This is a genomic window from Kitasatospora sp. NPDC023118 (assembly GCF_055560875.1).
This window is the reverse complement of the sequence record NZ_JBVHHW010000002.1, coordinates 101,587-119,157: the sequence shown is the minus strand read 5'-3', so window position 1 is coordinate 119,157 and position 17,571 is coordinate 101,587. Positions and strand designations below refer to the sequence as shown.

Here is a 17,571-nt window from a genome sequence, read left to right as displayed (position 1 = left end):
CCGAAACCGTGCAGGAGCGGGCAGAATGCGGACTGGACCTGTCAGGGAGTGGCAGGCCGCGAAGGAAAAGGAAGGTGTGAGGGATGTCGGAGGCCAGTGACTCCGTGGCGGTCGACGGGGACGCGCCCGGCCGAGCCGACCGGGCGGCCCAGTGGCGGGCGTCCGCCTCCACGTACGCGTTGCTGCCCTTGCGGCTGTTCCTCGGCGTCACCTTCGTCTACGCCGCCCTGGACAAGCTCTCCGACTCCCACTTCCTGGCCGGCGCGGGCGATCCGGCCTCCTTCGTCTCGCAGACCCAGGCGGCCAAGGCCGGCGGCAGCCCGATCTCCTTCCTGCTCGGCCCGGCCCTCCACGCGCCCACCCTGTTCGCCCTCGCGGTCGCCTTCGGCGAGCTGGCGGTCGGCCTCGGCACCCTGCTCGGCCTGTGGGGCCGGATCGCGGCGCTCGGCGGCGCGCTGATCAACCTGAGCCTCTGGCTCACCGTCAGCTGGAGCGTCTCGCCGTACTACCTCGGCAACGACCTCGGCTACCTGATGGCCTGGACCCCGCTGCTGCTGGCCGGCACGCCGTGCCTGTCGGTGGACGGCTACCTGGCCCGCCGGGCGGGGCGGGACCGGGAGCGCGGGCTGGCCGAGGGCCACGTCAAGCGCCGGGCGCTGGTGGACGGCGGGATCGCGGCGGTCGCGATCGGCGGCGCCGGGCTGCTGACCGGCTCGCTGACCCGGACCTTCGGCCGGAGGAAGCAGACCGCCCCCAAGCAGTCCGCGGCCCCCGCCTCCGCCGTGACGGCGCCCGCCCCCTCGGCGCACGGCCCCTCGGTGCCCGTGGCGAACGTGCCGGTCGGCGGCTCGGCGCAGGTCAAGGACCCGGCCACCGGGGACGCCGTCTACATCGTGCAGCCCAAGGCGGGCCAGTACTGCGCCCTCTCCTCGGTGTGCACCCACTCCGGCTGCGCGGTGGACGCGCCGAAGAACGGCCAGCTGTACTGCCCGTGTCACGGCTCCCGGTTCGACGCCGCGACCGGCGCGGTGGTCAACGGACCGGCGGTCAAGCCGTTGCCCAAGTACACCGTCAGCAAGGACGGGGACAAGCTGACCCTGGGCCCGCTGCAGAGCTGAGGGCCGGGCCCGGCAAGATCCGCCGGACGGGTGCTGGGCCGGACAGGCCTTAGTCCTCGCGGTCGGGCCGGTTGCGCCGGGCTACCGCCACCACCGCGCCGGCCAGGCCGCCCACGCCCAGCACGATGAAGGTGACCGGGACGACGATCCGTCCGTTCACCGACTGGTCGTTGAGCGCCGCCACCAGGTAGAGCACGGCGATCACCGTGAACAGTCCGCCCGCGATCAGCGAGAACAGGTCGAGCCGGTGCTTCCTCACTGCTGGACCACCTTGATGTCGCCGATGCCGATGCCGAGTTCGAGGTCGAGCGTGCCCTTGGACTGATGACCGGCCGGCGGGTCGAGCACGTAGGTGTGCCGCCCGGTGCTGCTGTCGCGGTCGCCGGGGACGTTGATGCTGCCGAGGCCGACCCGGGCCACCAGGTTCACCGTGACGTCCGGCGGCAGGGTGACGGTCAGCTGACCGGCGCCGAGGTCGACCTTGGTGGTGAGGGTGCTCCCGGTGAGGTCGAGCCCGGCCAGGTCCAGCCGGATGTCGCCGGCGCCGAGGTTGTAGCGGTCCTTCAGGTCGGCGGCCGAGGTGACCGTCCACGAACGGTCGCCGATGGCGTCCTGCACGCTGTGCGGGGCGCGGCCGACGAAGGCCAGTGCCAGGGTGGCCAGCAGGCCCAGCACCGCGAGCTTGCGGGCCTTGCCGAACTTCGCGGCCAGCAGCAGGGTCAGGCCGATCACCAGCAGGCCGGTGGCCAGCACGACCGTGCTCAGCTTGGTGACGTCGGTGTGGCCGACCGAGGCGGACCAGGCCGCGGTGGCCGCGCCGATCGCCAGCAGGAAGCCGAAGAAGCCGAGCGCCGAGCGCTCCTTGGGGTGCCGGACCACGACCGGATCGCGGCGGCGCTCCGGGCGCTCCTTGCGCAGTGGGTCGCCCTCCGGCAGGTCGGCGCGCTGCCACCAGGGCTGGGCCGGGCTGCCGGGCGGCGGCACCTTCGTGCCTCCCCCAGCCTCCGGCCGGGGGGACCCCCATGGGGGCGTGGTGGCCGAGGAGGCGGGGGCGGTGTCGCCGTACGGGTTGCGCTCGGGGTGGCGCGGGTCCCACAGGTAGCCGCTCGGGCCGGGGGCGGGGGAGTCGGCCGGGATCCTCCCGGCGGCCTGGTCGGCGGCGTGCTGGGCGCGGGCCGCCTCGTCCTGCGGCGGGCGCGGCCAGCCGTGGCCCTCGCCCTCGGGGAAGTGGCGGTCGTACGGGCCGCCGCGCCGGCCGCGGATCCGGCCGCGGCGGCGGTCCGGGTCGTAGCGCACCGCCAGGAAGACCAGGCCGCCGAGCAGCAGCAGCGGGAACAACTGGTCGCCGTCGCCCATCGAGGAGAAGAACACCCCGGTGCCGATCACGGTCAGCAGCACCGCGCCGACCGACTGGCCGTCGACCCGGCCGGTGAGCACCCGCTGGAGCTCGGTGCGCGCGCCCCGGCCCCTGCCGTCGGCGGCGCCCTCGGTCGGGACGATCAGCCAGGCCAGGCCGTACAGGAACAGTCCGAGACCGCCGGAGAGGCAGAGCACCACGGTGACCACCCGGAAGACCACCGGGTCGATGTCCAGATGCCGCCCGAGACCGCCGCAGACGCCCGCCACCACGCGGTGGTGCTCGGCCCGGGTCAGCGGCGGGCGGTCCGGTTCCGGCGGGGCGGCGGGCCCGGCCTCCTGGATGCGGTGGTCCTCGGTCATGGGCACCATCCTTCCGGCAGGTGGTGGTCCGGCCCAACCGGGTCCGGCCCTGCCCGTACCCTGACTTGTCCCTGATAAGCGTGGGGGACACACCCTGATGCGCCCGCGGGCCCCCGCGTGGAACCATCGGTGCCGTGGCAGCACCCGGTACCGATCCCCGACCCCTCGCCCCCGACACCGCGTCGTCGGCCGGCAGTGACCCGAACGCGCCCGACGGCGGGCGGCCGCCGTACCGCCGGCTCTACCGCAGCCCGCAGGGGCGGATGCTGGGCGGCGTCGCGCACGGTCTGGCGGTGCACCTCGGGCTGCCGGTCCGCTGGGTGCGGCTCGCCTTCGTCCTGCTGTTCTTCGCGCAGGGGATCGGCGCGCTGCTGTACGCCGCGTTCTGGTTCGTGGTGCCGATCGGCATCGGCGAGCCCTCGCAGCGCGGCGGCACGCACTGGGTGAACGTCAACGGCGTCTACATCCCGACCTCGCCCTGGCTGCGGCCGGGCACCCCGCTGACCAAGTCCGGCGGCGGCTGGGTCGGCCGGCTGCGCGAACTGCTCCAGCACGCCCTCCAGGGCGAGCCGGTCACCCCGCCCGCCGCCCCGGGCGAGGCCGCAGGGGCCGCAGGGGCCGCGGGCGCCGCCGAGACCGCCGCCCGGCCCGCCGGCAAGAACGGGCAGGGCGGCATCGGCCAGCTCGCCGCCCTGGTCATGCTCGTGATCGGCCTGATCGCCCTGCTGAACGTGCTCGGCTGGCAGACCGCCAAGCCATACACCTGGCCGCTGCTGGCGATCGGCGTCGGCGTCGCGCTGGTCTGGCGGCAGGCCGACGACTCGCGCTGGCAGCGCTGGTTCGGCATCGAGGAGGGCGAGAAGCGGCGCGCCGCCTACACCCGGGTCGGCGCCGGCGTGCTGCTCGCGGTGGCCGGCACCATCGCGCTGCTCGCCATGCAGGGCAGCGGCTCCACACTCGGCTCGGTGATCGAGGCCTCGCTCGCGGTGCTGGCCGGGGTGCTGGTGCTGCTCGGTCCGTACGGCCTGCGGATGTGGCAGGACCTCGGCGCCGAGCGCACCGCCCGCATCCGCGCCCAGGAGCGCGCCGAGATCGCCGCGCACATCCACGACTCGGTGCTGCACACCCTGACCCTGATCCAGCGTCGGGCCGAGGACCCCAAGGAGGTGCTCCGGCTGGCCCGCTCCCAGGAGCGCGAGCTGCGGCTGTGGCTGTACCGCCCTGAGGCCGCCGCCGAGGCCGCGCCGGACACCATGGCGGAGACCCTGCGCGCCGCCGTCGCCGAGGTCGAGGACCGGCACGGCGTCCCGGTCGAGCTGGTGATCGTCGGCGACTGCCCGATGGACGAGAAGATCGCGGCACAGATGCAGGCCGCGAGGGAGGCGACCGTCAACGCGGCCAAGTACGGTGGCGGGGGACCGGTCCAGGTCTACGCCGAGGTGGAGGGGAGGACGGTGTCGGTGTTCATCCGCGACCACGGCCCCGGCTTCGACCCCGACACGGTGCCCGAGGACCGGATGGGCGTACGGGAGTCGATCATCGGCCGGATGAAGCGCCACGGCGGCACCGCTCGGGTGCGGCCGGCGGCGGGCGGCGGCACCGAGGTCGAGCTGGAGATGGAGAGAACGAATGACTGAGGCAGCGCCGGAGCGCACGGTCAGGGTCGTCCTGGTGGACGACCACCGGATGTTCCGGACGGGGGTCAGGGCCGAGATCGGCCGTACCGAGGTGACCGGCATCGACGTGGTCGGCGAGGCCGACGACGTGGACTCGGCGGTCCGCGTGGTCGCCGAGACCAGGCCGGACGTGGTGCTGCTGGACGTCCACCTGCCCGGCGGCGGCGGCGTCGAGGTGCTGCGCCGCTCGGTCGGCGTGATGGGCTCGGGAGGGGTGGCGCGCAGCACCTCGGACGAGGGTGGTGGTGGGCGACGGGAGGGAGGAGTGAAGTTCCTGGCGCTGTCCGTCTCGGACGCCGCCGAGGACGTCATCGGCGTCATCCGCGGCGGCGCGCGCGGCTACGTCACCAAGACCATCACCGGCACCGACCTGGTCGACGCGGTCTTCCGGATCGCCGACGGCGACGCGGTCTTCTCGCCCCGGCTGGCCGGCTTCGTCCTGGACGCCTTCGCCGCCACCGACACCCCGCCGGTGGACGAGGACCTCGACCGCCTCACCCAGCGCGAGCGCGAGGTGCTGCGGCTGATCGCCCGCGGCTACGCCTACAAGGAGATCGCCAAGCAGCTCTTCATCTCGGTGAAGACCGTCGAGAGCCACGTCTCCGCCGTCCTGCGCAAGCTCCAGCTCAGCAACCGCCACGAGCTCACCCGCTGGGCCACCGCCCGCCGCCTGGTCTGAGCCGCTGCGCCGGGCGTCTTCGAATCCCGGGGCAAGCCCGTCCGGTCCGATTCCTCGGACCGGGCGGGCTTGTCGGTGGGTGGCCATAGACTCGATGTGCCATGAGTAGCCTCTTTGACGACCTCCCGCTCCCCGGTTTCGAGGCACCCGCCGCCGGGTCGAAGCAGCCCGCAGCACCCATCGACGCCGTCGACGAGGAGCCCCCGCCGTACGAGGACGACGTCCCGTACGACGCCTACGAGGAGGCCATCCCGGAGGGGCTGTTCCAGACCGACCACGCTGCCCAGGCCGAGCGGGACGCCTGGTACCGCAACGGCGCCGCCCGGACGGTGGTGGACCCGGCGCAGCTGCTGGAGGGGATGAACGACCCGCAGCGCGAGGCGGTGCTGCACGCGGGCTCGCCGCTGCTGATCGTGGCCGGCGCCGGCTCCGGCAAGACCCGGGTGCTGACCCACCGGATCGCGTACCTGCTGGGCGCCCGGGGGGTGCAGCCGGGCGAGATCCTGGCGATCACCTTCACCAACAAGGCGGCCGGCGAGATGCGCGAGCGCGTCGAGGCGCTGGTCGGCCCGCGCGCCCGGGCGATGTGGGTGTCCACCTTCCACAGCGCCTGCGTGCGGATCCTGCGCCGCGAGTCCAAGGTGCTGGGCTTCACCTCCAGCTTCTCGATCTACGACTCGGCCGACTCCCAGCGGCTGATGTCGCTGGTCTGCCGCGACCTCGACCTGGACCCGAAGCAGTTCCCGCCGAAGTCCTTCACCGCGAAGATCAGCAACCTCAAGAACGAGCTGATCGACGAGGAGACCTTCGCCGACCAGGCCGCCAACCCGATGGAGAAGAAGCTCGCCGAGGCGTACACGCTGTACCAGCGGCGGCTGCGCGAGGCCAACGCGCTGGACTTCGACGACATCATCATGACGACGGTGAACCTGCTGCAGGCCTTCCCCGACGTCGCCGAGCACTACCGCCGCCGGTTCCGGCACATCCTGGTCGACGAGTACCAGGACACCAACCACGCCCAGTACATGCTGGTGCGCGAGCTGAGCGGCGGGTCCGTCGCGGCCGCGCCGAAGCGCACCGCGGACGGCGACTTCGTGAACCCGGCCGCCGCCCACCTCGCCGAGGTGCCGCCGGCCGAGCTGTGCGTGGTCGGTGACGCGGACCAGTCGATCTACGCCTTCCGCGGCGCGACCATCCGCAACATCCTCCAGTTCGAGGAGGACTACCCGAACGCGACCACGATCCTGCTGGAGCAGAACTACCGCTCCACCCAGACCATCCTGAGCGCCGCCAACGCCGTCATCGAGCGCAACGCCAACCGCCGCGAGAAGAAGCTCTGGACGGCCGGCGACCACGGCGAGAAGGTGGTCGGCTACGTCGCGGACGACGAGCACGGCGAGGCCCAGTTCATCGCCGACGAGATCGACCGGCTCACCGACAAGGGCGAGGCCAAGCCCGGCGACGTCGCGATCTTCTACCGCACCAACGCCCAGTCCCGCGTGTTCGAGGAGGTGTTCATCCGGGTCGGCCTGCCGTACAAGGTGGTCGGCGGGGTGCGCTTCTACGAGCGCAAGGAGGTCCGGGACGTCCTGGCGTACCTGCGGGTGCTCTCCAACCCGGAGGACACCGTGCCGCTGCGCCGGATCCTCAACGTGCCCAAGCGCGGCATCGGCGAGCGGGCCGAGGCGATGGTCGACGCGCTGGCCGCGCGGGAGCGGATCTCCTTCGCGCAGGCGCTGCTGCGGGTGGACGAGGCGTACGGGATGGCCGCGCGCTCGGCCAACGCGGTCAAGAAGTTCAACACCCTGATGGCCGGGCTGCGCCAGGTCGTCGAGTCGGGCGCGGGCCCGGCGGCGGTGCTGGAGGCCGTCCTGGAGGAGACCGGCTACCTGGCCGAGCTCCAGGCCTCCACCGACCCGCAGGACGAGACCCGGGTGGAGAACCTCCAGGAGCTCGCCTCGGTCGCCCTGGAGTACGAGCAGGACCCGGGCGAGCGGCCGGACGCCGGGGAGGAGGGCGCGCCGCCGGTCGGCTCGCTGGCCGACTTCCTGGAGCGGGTCGCGCTGGTCGCCGACTCCGACCAGCTCCCGGATGCGAAGCAGTACGGGACCGGAGAAGGAAGCCCGGACGAGGACGAGGAGGGGCAGGGCGTCATCACGATGATGACCCTGCACACCGCCAAGGGCCTGGAGTTCCCGGTGGTCTTCCTGACCGGCATGGAGGACGGGATCTTCCCGCACATGCGGGCGCTCAACCAGGTCAAGGAGTTGGAGGAGGAGCGCCGGCTCGCATACGTGGGGCTCACCCGCGCCCGGGAGCGGCTCTACCTGACCCGCTCGGTGCTGCGCAGCGCGTGGGGGCAGCCGGCCTACAACCCGGCCTCGCGGTTCCTGGAGGAGATCCCGGAGACGCTGGTCGAGTGGAAGCGGACGGGGGCGGCGCAGGCGCCGGTCCAGCGCGGCTTCTCCTCGGGCTCGTCCTGGGGCAAGTCGTCGTCCGGGGGCGGGAGTTCGCGCTCCTCGTCGACGGCCGCCCAGCCCAAGGCGGGCTGGGGCCAGTCGGCGCGGCGCTCCGGAAAGGTGGTGGAGCGCGAGGCCGTCTCGCTCGCGGTCGGCGACCGGGTCACCCACGACACCTTCGGGCTGGGCACGGTGGTGGGCGTCACGGGCGTCGGCGACCGGGCGCAGGCCACGGTCGACTTCGGCACCGAGGGGCGCAAGCAGCTGCTGCTGCGCTACGCGCCCGTCGAGAAGCTCTGAACCGCGTGGCGAGGGTCTGAACCGCTAGCGCGGATCGAGCCCGTTCGAGAGGAACCAGGGCAGCGGGTCGACCGGCCCGCTGCCCGGCGGCCGGATCTCGAAGTGCAGGTGCGGCCCGGTGCTGTTGCCGCTGCTGCCGACGAAGGCGATCACGTCGCCCTGCTTCACCGGGCCCTTGCGCACCTTGTAGGCGCGCAGGTGGCAGAACCAGGCCTCGGTGCCGTCGGGCATCTTCAGGATCGACATGTAGCCGTAGAACGGGTTCCACTGCGTCCGGATCGTGCCGTCGGTGACGGCGTAGACCTCGGAGCCGCCGTCCACCGGGAAGTCGATGCCGGTGTGCAGCTTGGCCCAGTGGGTGCCGGCCGCGCCGAACAGCTCGCCGAGGCCGTGCTGGGCGACCGGCATGACCACCTTGGGCTTGGCCGGATCGGCGGTGGGCCGGGCCGTCGGGGTGTCGGCGGGCTGGGCGTCGCCGGGCTGGGCGCCGGCCAGCGGCTGACGGGCGTCGCCGCGCGAGGCCTGGGTCTGGCCGCCGGAGGCGACCGCCTGTTGCGCGCCCTGCCGGGCGGCGGTGTCGTCCGGGGCGTCGGCGGCCGTCGCCTGCGGCGGCACCCGGTCGGGCTGCTCCTGGACCACCGTGACGGCCGCGGCCCCGGCGACCCCGAGCGCGGCGACCGAGGGGACCGCGATCCGGAACAGCGCGGCCCGGGTGGCCGCCTTGGCGGCGCCGCGGCGCTGGGCGCGGGACTGCTCGCGGGCGGCGAGGCGCAGCTCCGCACGGGTCGGGCGGGCGGCTGCTTCGGGAGCCATCGGGGGCTGCCTCCTCGGTGGGCCTCGGGCGCGTCGTCGAGCGAGAGGGAAAACAGCCGTGACTGTAGCCGCAAGGCCGACGCCCCGGAAAAATCTCCGGTTGTCAAGAGGTCGGCTGGGGGTCCGCGCCGTGTCTGTACGGAGGGTCCGAGGAGGGGTATACCCACTGGTAGCAAGGCCTGGGGCTGTGACTTTGCCCTCCTCTTGGGAGGCGGCGCGGCCAACCGGGCCGGGTGGCGCTAATCTCCCCTCAGGTTGGTTGGTTATCGAGCGTTAACCGCACCCGTCGGCCCACAAGGTCCGGTCGGATAGTGGACGACGAGGTCCAGGAGGCAGTGATGAGTGTGTCGGGGCCGATCCGTGTGGTGGTCGCCAAGCCCGGGCTCGACGGTCACGACCGTGGCGCCAAGGTCATTGCGCGCGCCCTGCGCGACGCCGGTATGGAGGTCATCTACACCGGGCTGCACCAGACGCCCGAGCAGGTGGTCGACACCGCGATCCAGGAGGACGCGGACGGCATCGGGCTGTCGATCCTCTCCGGCGCCCACATGACGCTGTGCGCGCGGGTGCTGGAGCTGTTGAAGGAGCGCGACGCGGAGGACATCAAGGTCTTCTGCGGCGGGATCATCCCGGACGAGGACATCGCCGAGCTCAAGGCGATGGGCGTCGCGGACATCTTCACCCCGGGCACGCCCACCCGGGACGTGGTGGCCTGGGTGGAGACCAACCTGCGCACCGCCAGCTGAACTTCGGCACGACGAGCGGGCCGGTCCCGGTGCGGACCGGCCCGCTCCGCCGTGCTCAGGACGCGAGTGGGGGCGCGCGGCTCAGGGCGCCGGTTCGGTCGGCCTCAGCTCACTCACCATCGCCGCCCGGAAGCGCAGCGTCCCGGCCAGCCGGGCGAAGGTCTCCGACCAGGCGGAGTCCGGGGCGGCCCCGGCGGCCAGCTCCTCCACCGCGGCGGCCGTCTCCGGGGCGAGCGCGCGCTCCGTCATCCCGAGCACCCCGCTGTGGCTCCACGGGTACGCGCCGGAGGCGGCGGCCCGGGCCAGCGCCGTCACCACGGCGGTGGACAGCGGCGGTGTCCACGGGGTGGCGCAGGCACCGAGCAGCTGGAAGGCCTCTCCCAGGCCGTGCACCTCGATGAAGGCGGCCGTCCAGGCGGCCCGCTCATCGGGCGGGAGGACGGCCAGCAGTTTGGCCGGGGCCCCGGTGACCCGCGCGGCGCGGGCCCGTCCGGCGCCACGGGCGGGCGGTACGGGGGCCGGGCCGAGCAGTGCCCGGGCCCATTCGGCGTCGTGCTGGCGGACGGCGGCGCGGGCCCAGGCCTCGCGCAGGTCGTCGGCCCAGCTGCTGCTGGTCGTGTCCACGCTGTCGCCGACCCGCAGTGCGAGCAGCTGCTCGGGCGTCAGGCCGGTGCTCCGCGACCAGGTCGCGAGCGGCGCGGCGGCCACCACCTCGCCGAACCACCAGGCCCGTTCGCCGCGCCCGGTGGGGGACTTGGGCGCGATCCCGTCGCGCTGCATCCGCTCGTCGCACTCGGCGGGCGGGGTGACCAGCAGGTGGGTGCCGCTCTCGGCGAGGCGGACGGCGGCCTGTGCCCGCTCGGCCATCCGCAGCGCGAGGGCGGAGCCGGGCAGGGTGGAGAGCAGCTCGGCGGCGGTGGCCCGGACGTTCTTGCTGCGGTCGCCGAGGGCGGCTTCTAGGAACGGTTCGTCGGCGGGGGAGAGGCCGTCCTGCAGGGCGTCCAGGAAGAGCAGCCGGTCCTCGGCGCGCTCGGTGGACCAGGTGCTCCGCAGCAGCTCCAGCCCGGCGGCCGGGTCGCTGCGGCGCAGCAGGGTGAGGTGGGTGACCCGCTCGGCGAACAGGCCCTCGTGCCACAGCCGGTGGTCGGCCGGGTCGTCCGGCTGCCGGTCCGGCTCGGGGGCGGCGGTGCGCAGCACGAACCGCCAGTCCGGGTTGTGCGAGGCCAGCCAGCGGCCCAGCGGACCGGCCAACGCGACGGCGTCGCCGCGCAGTTCGCCGCGTGCGCGGGCGGCGTCGAGCAGCCCGGGTATCAGCGCGGCGGGCGGGCGCAGGCCCTCGAACCGGGCGGTGGTGAGCCACTGCGGCAGCAGCTCGGCCAGGTTGGCCAGGGTGCCGCCGCCGCTGCCGCCGGTACGCCCGGCGAGCAGGACGGCCAGCCGGCGGGCGGCGGCCTCGGGCATCTCCGGGCGAGGGTCCTCGGGCGCGGGCGGCCCGGGCGGCTCGGTGGCCGGTACGGGCAGGGCGCCGGCCCGGCGGCGGACGGTGGCCAGCGCGGCCAGCTCCAGCAGGGCGGTGGCCGGGTCGGACCGGTCCACGGTGTCGGCGAGCGGCAGGACGGTGGCCGGGAGCGGGCGCCGGTCGGTGCCGAGCAGGGCGCTGGTCCGCAGGAGCTCCCACGGGTCCTGGGTGATCGTCATCGTCGGTTCTCCTATACGGAAGTGAGGCCGACCGGGCGGTGATCGGCGGTCCAGGCCGTGACCGGGGCGAAGCCCTGGTGGCCGTACTCGCCGAAGACGGTCAGCGGGCGGCCGGTGGAGACCGCGGCCAACCGCCACAGCGCCGCCTCCGGGACGGCCGAGGCGCGGACGGGCACGGTGTGGTGGCCGTCCGTCAGGTGCCAGCCGTCCGGGGTGCGGACCGGGACGACCCCGGCGAGCACGGTCGGCCAGCTGTCCAGCCACGGGTCGTCGGCCACCGCGGTGCCGTACCCGGCGACCGCCTCGGTGACGGTGAGCCCGGCGGGCGCTTCGGCCGGGCCGGGCTCGGGGGCGCCGTAGCGGGTGCCGAGCGCGGCGCGCAGCGGGCGGGCGCCGGGGTGGTAGGCGAGTTCGGCCTCCAGCAGGTGGCCGGTGGGCAGGGCGAGCTCGGGGGCCTGGCCGGGGCGGCCGAAGGCGAGCAGCAGGGCGGGGCGGCCGGTCTTGGCGCCGTGCAGCCAGACCCGGCGGGTGGTGAGCCGCTCGTCGCTCCCCCCTTCCATCGGCACAGTGCGGCTGCCGAGCACCAGCCAGCGGTCCCGGACGGTCGGCCCGGCCAGCACCTCGGCGGCGTCCAGGGTGTAGCCGACCCGGGCGCGGACCGTGGCGGCCAGCTCGGGCGGCAGCTCGTCGACCCGGGTGGCGGCGGTGGCCAGCAGGTGGAGCATCGCGTACTCCTCCAGCAGCCGCTCCTCCGGCAGGGTGTCCAACTCCCGCACCCGGGTGGCCAGTCCGGAGGCCTGGGCATCGACCATCCGGGCCGCGACCTCCTCCCATGGCCCGGCCGTGGACTGGTCGGCGAGGCCGTGCCGGATCCGGTCGGCCAGCCGTAGCCGCAGCTCGGCGGCGCCGGCCGCGACCCGGGCGCCGCGCCGTTCGGCCCGGCGGCGCGCGGCCTCCGGGTCGGCCGGGGGCGCCGCGCGCTTCCCGGCGCGCTCCCGGCGGGCCTTGAGCCAGTCGGCAGCCCAGTCGGCGGGTTCGCCGGACGGTACGGCCGCGGGGGCACCGCTCCACAGCAGGAGGAGCCCGAGCGCGTGCTTGCACGGGAACTTCCGGCTGGGGCAGCTGCACTGGTAGGCGGGCGTGGCGAGTTCGATCACGGTGCGGTACGGCGTGCGGCCGCTGCCCCGGCACTCGCCCCAGAGTGCGGCGCCGTCGGTGCCCGTCCCGGACCAGGGCGCGGGCGAGGACAGCTTGCCCGCGGCCTTCTGTGACGCGGCGTCAGGCGCCAGGGACAGGACGTGTTCGGTGCTCCAGCGTTCCTCCATGCGACCGACGGTAGGCGGGGGCACTGACAGCGGCTGACTGCCCGTCCGGACCGGTCCGGCGGTTGTCAGTGGCACGTTGCAAGGTGGTTCCCACAGGCCGGGACGCCGACCTGGCTCCCCCCGATCACCCTGCCGCCCGGGCATCCGTGCGTCCGGCGGCCGACCCGAAGGAGCCCCCATGACCGACGTTCTGCGGCAGCACGCCGAGGACGCCTTCGCCGGCGAACTGGCCGCGCTGGCCGCGCAGGACGACCGTCCGCGCCCCGAGCGCTGGAAGCTCTCGCCGTGGGCCGTGGCGACGTACCTGCTCGGCGGCGACCTGCCCGACGGCACCGCGATCACCCCCAAGTACATCGGCCCGCGCCGCGTCGTCGAGGTCGCCGTCACCACCCTGGCGACGGACCGGGCGCTGCTGCTGCTCGGCGTGCCCGGCACCGCGAAGACCTGGGTGTCCGAGCATCTGGCGGCCGCGATCAGCGGCGACTCCACCCTGCTGGTGCAGGGCACCGCCGGCACCCCCGAGGAGGCCGTCCGGTACGGCTGGAACTACGCCCAGCTGCTCACCCACGGCCCCAGCCGGGACGCCCTGGTGCCCTCGCCGCTGATGCGGGCGATGGCTGACGGCAAGCTGGCCCGGATCGAGGAGCTCACCCGCATCCCGGCTGACGTGCAGGACAGCCTGATCACCATCCTGTCCGAGAAGACGCTGCCGGTACCGGAGTTGGGCAGCGAGACCCAGGCCGTGCGCGGCTTCAACGTGATCGCCACCGCCAACGACCGCGACCGGGGCGTCAACGAGCTGTCCAGCGCGCTGCGCCGCCGCTTCAACACCGTGGTGCTGCCGCTGCCAGGCTCGCTGGACGAGGAGGTCGACATCGTCACCCGCCGGGTCAACCAGCTCGGCCGCTCCCTCGACCTGCCCGAACTGCCCGGCGGCGCCGAGGAGATCAGGCGCGTGGTGACGGTCTTCCGCGAGCTGCGGGCAGGCCTGACCGTGGACGGCCGGACGAAGGTCAAGACCCCGAGCGGCACCCTCTCCACCGCCGAGGCGATCTCGGTGGTGACCAACGGCCTGGCCCTGGCCACCCACTTCGGCGACGGCGTGCTGCGCGCCGGGGACGTGACGGCCGGCATCCTCGGCGCGGTCGTCCGCGACCCGGTGGCGGACCAGGCGGTCTGGCACGAGTACGTCGAAGGGGTGGTGCGCGAGCGCGACGGCTGGAAGGACTTCTACCGCGCCGCCCGCGAGGTGGCCGTATGAAGGACACCGAGGTCGCCCTGCTGGGCATCCGGCACCACGGGCCCGGCTCGGCCCGGGCGGTGGCCGCCGCGCTGGCGCAGTGGCAGCCGGACGCGGTGCTGATCGAGGGCCCGGCGGAGGCCGACGCCGTCGTCCACCTCGCCGCCGAGAAGGACCTGGTACCGCCGGTCGCCCTGCTCGCCCACGCGGTGGACGACCCGGCGAAGGCCGCGTTCTGGCCGTACGCCGAGTTCTCCCCGGAGTGGGTGGCGATCCGCCACGCCGTGGACCACGACCTGCCGGTCCGCTTCATCGACCTGCCCGCCGGGTACGGCTTCGCGCCCGCCGACTCCGCCGACTCCGCCGACTCCGCCGACGGGGACCGCCCCGACGAGCTGCCCGCCGACCCGCTGGCGCTGCTCGCCGAGGCCGCCGGCCACGACGACCCGGAGCGCTGGTGGGAGGACGTGGTCGAGCACCGCGCCCCGGGCGCCGACGCGCTGGCGCCCTTCGCCGCCGTCGCCGAGGCGATGGCCGCGCTGCGCGCCGAGGGCCTCGGCGAGTCCCGGCGGGACCGGCTGCGCGAGGCGTACATGCGCCAGCAGATCCGCGCCGCCCGCCGCGCCGGACACCGCCGGATCGCCGTGGTGTGCGGGGCCTTCCACGTCCCCGCGCTGGCGACGATGCCCACCGTCGCCCACGACCGGGCGCTGCTCGCCGAACTGCCGAAGAAGGTGAAGGCGGACATCACCTGGATCCCGTGGACGCACCGCCGGCTCTCCCAGGCCACCGGCTACGGCGCGGGCATCCAGTCGCCCGGCTGGTACCACCACCTGTTCACCACCGAGGGCGACCCGGTCCCGCGCTGGCTCACCCGGGCCGCCGAGCTGCTGCGCGCCGAGGACCACCCGGTCTCCTCCGCCCACGTCATCGAGGCGGTCCGGCTCGCCGAGACCCTGGCCGTGCTGCGCGGCCGCCCGCTCGCCGGGCTGACCGAGACCCTGGACGCCGTCCGCGCGGTGCTCTGCGAGGGCTCGGACGTCGCCCTGGAACTCGTCCGGGACCGCCTGGTGGTCGGCGACGAGCTCGGCGAAGTCCCGGACGCCGCACCGGCGGTGCCACTGCAGCGCGACCTCGCCCGACTGCAGCGCTCGCTGCGGCTCAAGCCCGCGGCCGCGCCCCGGGACCTCGACCTCGACCTGCGCAAGGAGACCGACGCGGCCCGCTCCCGGCTGCTGCACCGGCTGCGGCTGCTGGGCGTCGAGTGGGGCGTGCCGGCCCGCTCCTCGGTCAACTCCACCGGGACGTTCCGGGAGAGCTGGCGGCTGTGCTGGCAGCCCGAGTTCGCGGTCCGGATCGCCGAGGCCGCCCAGTGGGGCACCACGGTCGCGGAGGCCGCCGTCAACAAGGCGGTCGGCACCGCCCGCGCCGCCGTCGAACTCGCCGAGCTGACCGGCCTGGTGGAGACCTGCCTGCTGGCCGGGCTGTCCGGCGCGCTGCCCGCCGTGATGCGGGTGCTCGCCGACTGCGCGGCCCTGGACACCGACGTCGCGCACCTGGCGGGCGCGCTGCCCGCGCTGGTCCGCGCGCTGCGCTACGGCGACGTGCGCGGCACCGACCACGGCGCGCTCGCCGGGGCCGCCGCGGGCCTGGCCGAGCGGGTCTGCGTCGGACTGCCGCCCGCCTGCGTCGGCCTGGACGCCGGGAGCGCGGCGGCGATGCGCGCCCGGATCGACGAGGTGCACGGCGCGATCGCCCTGCTCGACCCGGACGCCTCCGGACAAGCCGCCCGGGGCGCCTCCCCGGACACCGACGGCCTGGCCGACCGCTGGGCCGCCGCCCTGCGGTCGCTGGCCCGCCGCGAGCCCGCCGGCGGACCGGCCACCGGCGCCCCCGGCCTGCTGCGCGGCCGCGCCGTCCGGCTGCTGCTGGACGACGGCCGGCTGGACTCCGAGGAGGCCGGTCGACGGCTGCGGCTGGTGCTGTCCGTCGCCAGCGCCCCGGCGGACGCGGCCGGCTGGGTCGAGGGCTTCCTCACCGGCGGCGGCGCCCTGCTGCTGCACGACCCCCGGCTGCTCGCCCTGCTGGACGAGTGGCTCACCGGCGTCAGCGCCGAGGTCTTCACCGACGTCCTGCCGCTGCTGCGCCGCACCTTCGCCGGGCTGGAGGCGGGCGTGCGCACCACCATCGGCGGCCGGGTCGCGGCCGGCCCGCTCGGCGTGGCCCCGCCGACACCCGGGACGGCCGGCGAACTCGACCGGGACCGCGCCGACGCCGCCGTCCCGGTGCTGGCCCTGCTGCTCGGCGTCCGCCCGAAGATCCCGCGGCAGGCCGCCGGCCGCAACACCTGACCGCCGCACCACCTGACCGAAGGAGGAGGACCCGATGGCGACCACGACCGACGAACGGCTGCGCCGCTGGCGCCTGGTGCTCGGCGGCGAGGCCGACGGCACCGGCTGCACCCTGCGCGGCCGCGACGCCGCGATGGACGGCGCCCTGGCCGCGCTCTACCGGGGCAGCCCGGATGAGGCCGGCCGGCCCCCGCGCGCCGGGCGCCGCAGCGCCGGGCTCGGCGGCTCGGCCCCGCAGGTGGCCCGCTGGCTCGGCGACATCCGCGAGTACTTCCCGTCCACCGTCGTCCAGCTGATGCAGCAGGACGCGATCACCCGACTCGGCCTGGACCGGCTGCTGCTGGAGCCGGAGATGCTGGAGGCCGTCGAACCGGACGTGCACCTGGTCGGCACCCTGCTGTCGCTCAAGCACGCGCTGCCCGAGACCACCCGGGAGTCCGCCCGGGCCGTGGTCGGCAAGGTGGTCGCCGACCTGGAGCGCCGGCTCGCCGACCGGACCAGGGCCACCCTGGGCGGCGCCCTCGACCGCAGCGCCCGGGTGAACCGGCCGCGCCACCGGGACATCGACTGGGACCGGACGATCCGGGCCAACCTGAAGAACTACCTGCCCGAGCACGGCACCGTCGTGCCCGAGCGGCTGGTCGGCTACGCCCGCGCCCAGCGCGCGGTGAAGAAGGACGTCATCCTCTGCATCGACCAGTCCGGCTCGATGGCGCCCTCGGTCGTGCACTCGGCGGTCTTCGGCGCGGTGCTGGCCTCGATGCGCACCCTGGACACCCGACTGGTCGTCTTCGACACCTCGGTGGTCGACCTCACCGAGCAGCTCACCGACCCGGTGGACGTGCTGTTCGCCACCCAGCTCGGCGGCGGTACCGACATCAACCGCGCGCTCGCCTACTGCCAGTCGAAGATCACCCGGCCGTCCGAGACTGTCGTGGTGCTGATCAGCGACCTGTACGAGGGCGGCATCCGGGACGGCATGCTGCGGCGGGTCGCCGCGATGAAGGCGGCCGGCGTCCAGTTCATCGCCCTGCTCGCGCTCTCCGACGAAGGCGCCCCGGCCTACGACCACGCCCACGCCGCCGCCCTGGCCGCGCTCGGAGCCCCGGCCTTCGCCTGCACCCCGGACGCCTTCCCCGAGATCATGGCGGCCGCGATCGAGAAGCGTCCGATCCCGCGGCACCTGATGAAGGGGGCGGACCAGGGGGTATGACCGCCTCACCCGGGTGGGTGAACCCACCCGATCGGTGGACCGGGCGTCCGGGCTGATCTGTGACGGTTCTCACCCAAGCCGGACAGGCCCCGGGCGGAACACGCCCGTCCCACGGGGATAACCTGCCAGACGGACGTGACGCGCGTGTTGATTGACGTGTGCGCCCGTGGCTGTGTGGGCCGCAAGGCCGTACCTCTGCGTACCCGCACCGCCCCGACGACCCGCAGCGAAGAT

Annotated in this window: 13 protein-coding genes; 8 read left to right on the top strand and 5 right to left on the bottom strand. The window is 74.7% G+C overall.

All coding sequences use genetic code 11. The features are described from left to right. Positions 1 to 83: 83 nt before the first annotated feature. Positions 84 to 1,118, top strand: coding sequence for a Rieske 2Fe-2S domain-containing protein (locus ACZ3UD_RS02930; protein ID WP_465581588.1), 1,035 nt, complete (start codon positions 84 to 86; stop codon positions 1,116 to 1,118). Positions 1,119 to 1,167: 49 nt separating this feature from the next. Here ACZ3UD_RS02930 and ACZ3UD_RS02925 read toward each other — a convergent pair whose 3' ends face one another. Then, positions 1,168 to 1,377, bottom strand: coding sequence for a hypothetical protein (locus tag ACZ3UD_RS02925; RefSeq protein ID WP_380613926.1), 210 nt, complete (start codon positions 1,375 to 1,377; stop codon positions 1,168 to 1,170). Next, entirely contained in the window at positions 1,374 to 2,837 is a 1,464-nt protein-coding gene (locus tag ACZ3UD_RS02920) for a PspC domain-containing protein (RefSeq protein WP_465581586.1), read from the bottom strand. Before ACZ3UD_RS02920 ends, ACZ3UD_RS02925 begins: the two co-directional genes overlap by 4 nt. Before the next feature lie 263 nt (positions 2,838 to 3,100). Between ACZ3UD_RS02920 and ACZ3UD_RS02915 the strand changes: the two genes are divergently transcribed. The 3 genes from ACZ3UD_RS02915 to pcrA all read left to right on the top strand — a co-directional run bounded on the left by ACZ3UD_RS02915 (position 3,101) and on the right by pcrA (position 7,951). Then, positions 3,101 to 4,474, top strand: coding sequence for an ATP-binding protein (locus tag ACZ3UD_RS02915; protein WP_465582053.1), 1,374 nt, complete (start codon positions 3,101 to 3,103; stop codon positions 4,472 to 4,474). Beyond that, on the top strand, positions 4,467 to 5,192 hold the full coding sequence (locus ACZ3UD_RS02910; protein WP_465581584.1) for a LuxR C-terminal-related transcriptional regulator: 726 nt from the start codon (positions 4,467 to 4,469) through the stop codon (positions 5,190 to 5,192). The genes ACZ3UD_RS02915 and ACZ3UD_RS02910 overlap by 8 nt, the downstream gene beginning before the upstream one ends. 101 nt (positions 5,193 to 5,293) lie before the next feature. Continuing rightward, positions 5,294 to 7,951, top strand: coding sequence for a DNA helicase PcrA (gene pcrA, locus ACZ3UD_RS02905; RefSeq protein WP_465581582.1), 2,658 nt, complete (start codon positions 5,294 to 5,296; stop codon positions 7,949 to 7,951). Positions 7,952 to 7,975: 24 nt separating this feature from the next. Here pcrA and ACZ3UD_RS02900 read toward each other — a convergent pair whose 3' ends face one another. Then, positions 7,976 to 8,764 carry a M23 family metallopeptidase gene (locus ACZ3UD_RS02900; protein WP_465581580.1) on the bottom strand — a complete coding sequence of 263 codons (789 nt, stop codon included), beginning with the start codon at positions 8,762 to 8,764 and terminating at the stop codon, positions 7,976 to 7,978. A gap of 338 nt (positions 8,765 to 9,102) precedes the next feature. Between ACZ3UD_RS02900 and ACZ3UD_RS02895 the strand changes: the two genes are divergently transcribed. Then, complete coding sequence (locus ACZ3UD_RS02895; RefSeq protein WP_465581578.1) at positions 9,103 to 9,510, top strand: cobalamin B12-binding domain-containing protein; 408 nt, start codon at positions 9,103 to 9,105, stop codon at positions 9,508 to 9,510. An 81-nt stretch (positions 9,511 to 9,591) separates the two neighbouring features. On the opposite strand, the gene ACZ3UD_RS02890 is transcribed toward ACZ3UD_RS02895, so the two are convergent. Together ACZ3UD_RS02890 and ACZ3UD_RS02885 are read right to left on the bottom strand one after the other, a co-directional pair. After that, complete coding sequence (locus ACZ3UD_RS02890; protein WP_465581576.1) at positions 9,592 to 11,208, bottom strand: DUF5691 domain-containing protein; 1,617 nt, start codon at positions 11,206 to 11,208, stop codon at positions 9,592 to 9,594. Positions 11,209 to 11,219: 11 nt separating this feature from the next. Further along, positions 11,220 to 12,533 carry an SWIM zinc finger family protein gene (locus ACZ3UD_RS02885; protein WP_465581574.1) on the bottom strand — a complete coding sequence of 438 codons (1,314 nt, stop codon included), beginning with the start codon at positions 12,531 to 12,533 and terminating at the stop codon, positions 11,220 to 11,222. A 178-nt stretch (positions 12,534 to 12,711) separates the two neighbouring features. On the opposite strand from ACZ3UD_RS02885, the gene ACZ3UD_RS02880 reads away from it, so the two are divergent. Genes ACZ3UD_RS02880 through ACZ3UD_RS02870 form a run of 3 tightly spaced genes read left to right on the top strand, consistent with a single transcriptional unit; the run spans position 12,712 to position 17,337 of the window. Beyond that, on the top strand, positions 12,712 to 13,794 hold the full coding sequence (locus ACZ3UD_RS02880) for an ATP-binding protein (protein WP_465581572.1): 1,083 nt from the start codon (positions 12,712 to 12,714) through the stop codon (positions 13,792 to 13,794). Further along, positions 13,791 to 16,124 (top strand): DUF5682 family protein, encoded by a 2,334-nt coding sequence (locus ACZ3UD_RS02875; protein ID WP_465581570.1) that lies wholly within the window; start codon positions 13,791 to 13,793, stop codon positions 16,122 to 16,124. The genes ACZ3UD_RS02880 and ACZ3UD_RS02875 overlap by 4 nt, the downstream gene beginning before the upstream one ends. Positions 16,125 to 16,158: 34 nt before the next feature. After that, a complete protein-coding gene (locus tag ACZ3UD_RS02870) occupies positions 16,159 to 17,337 on the top strand; it encodes a VWA domain-containing protein (protein WP_465581568.1) in 1,179 nt (392 codons plus the stop codon). Positions 17,338 to 17,571: the final 234 nt, after the last annotated feature.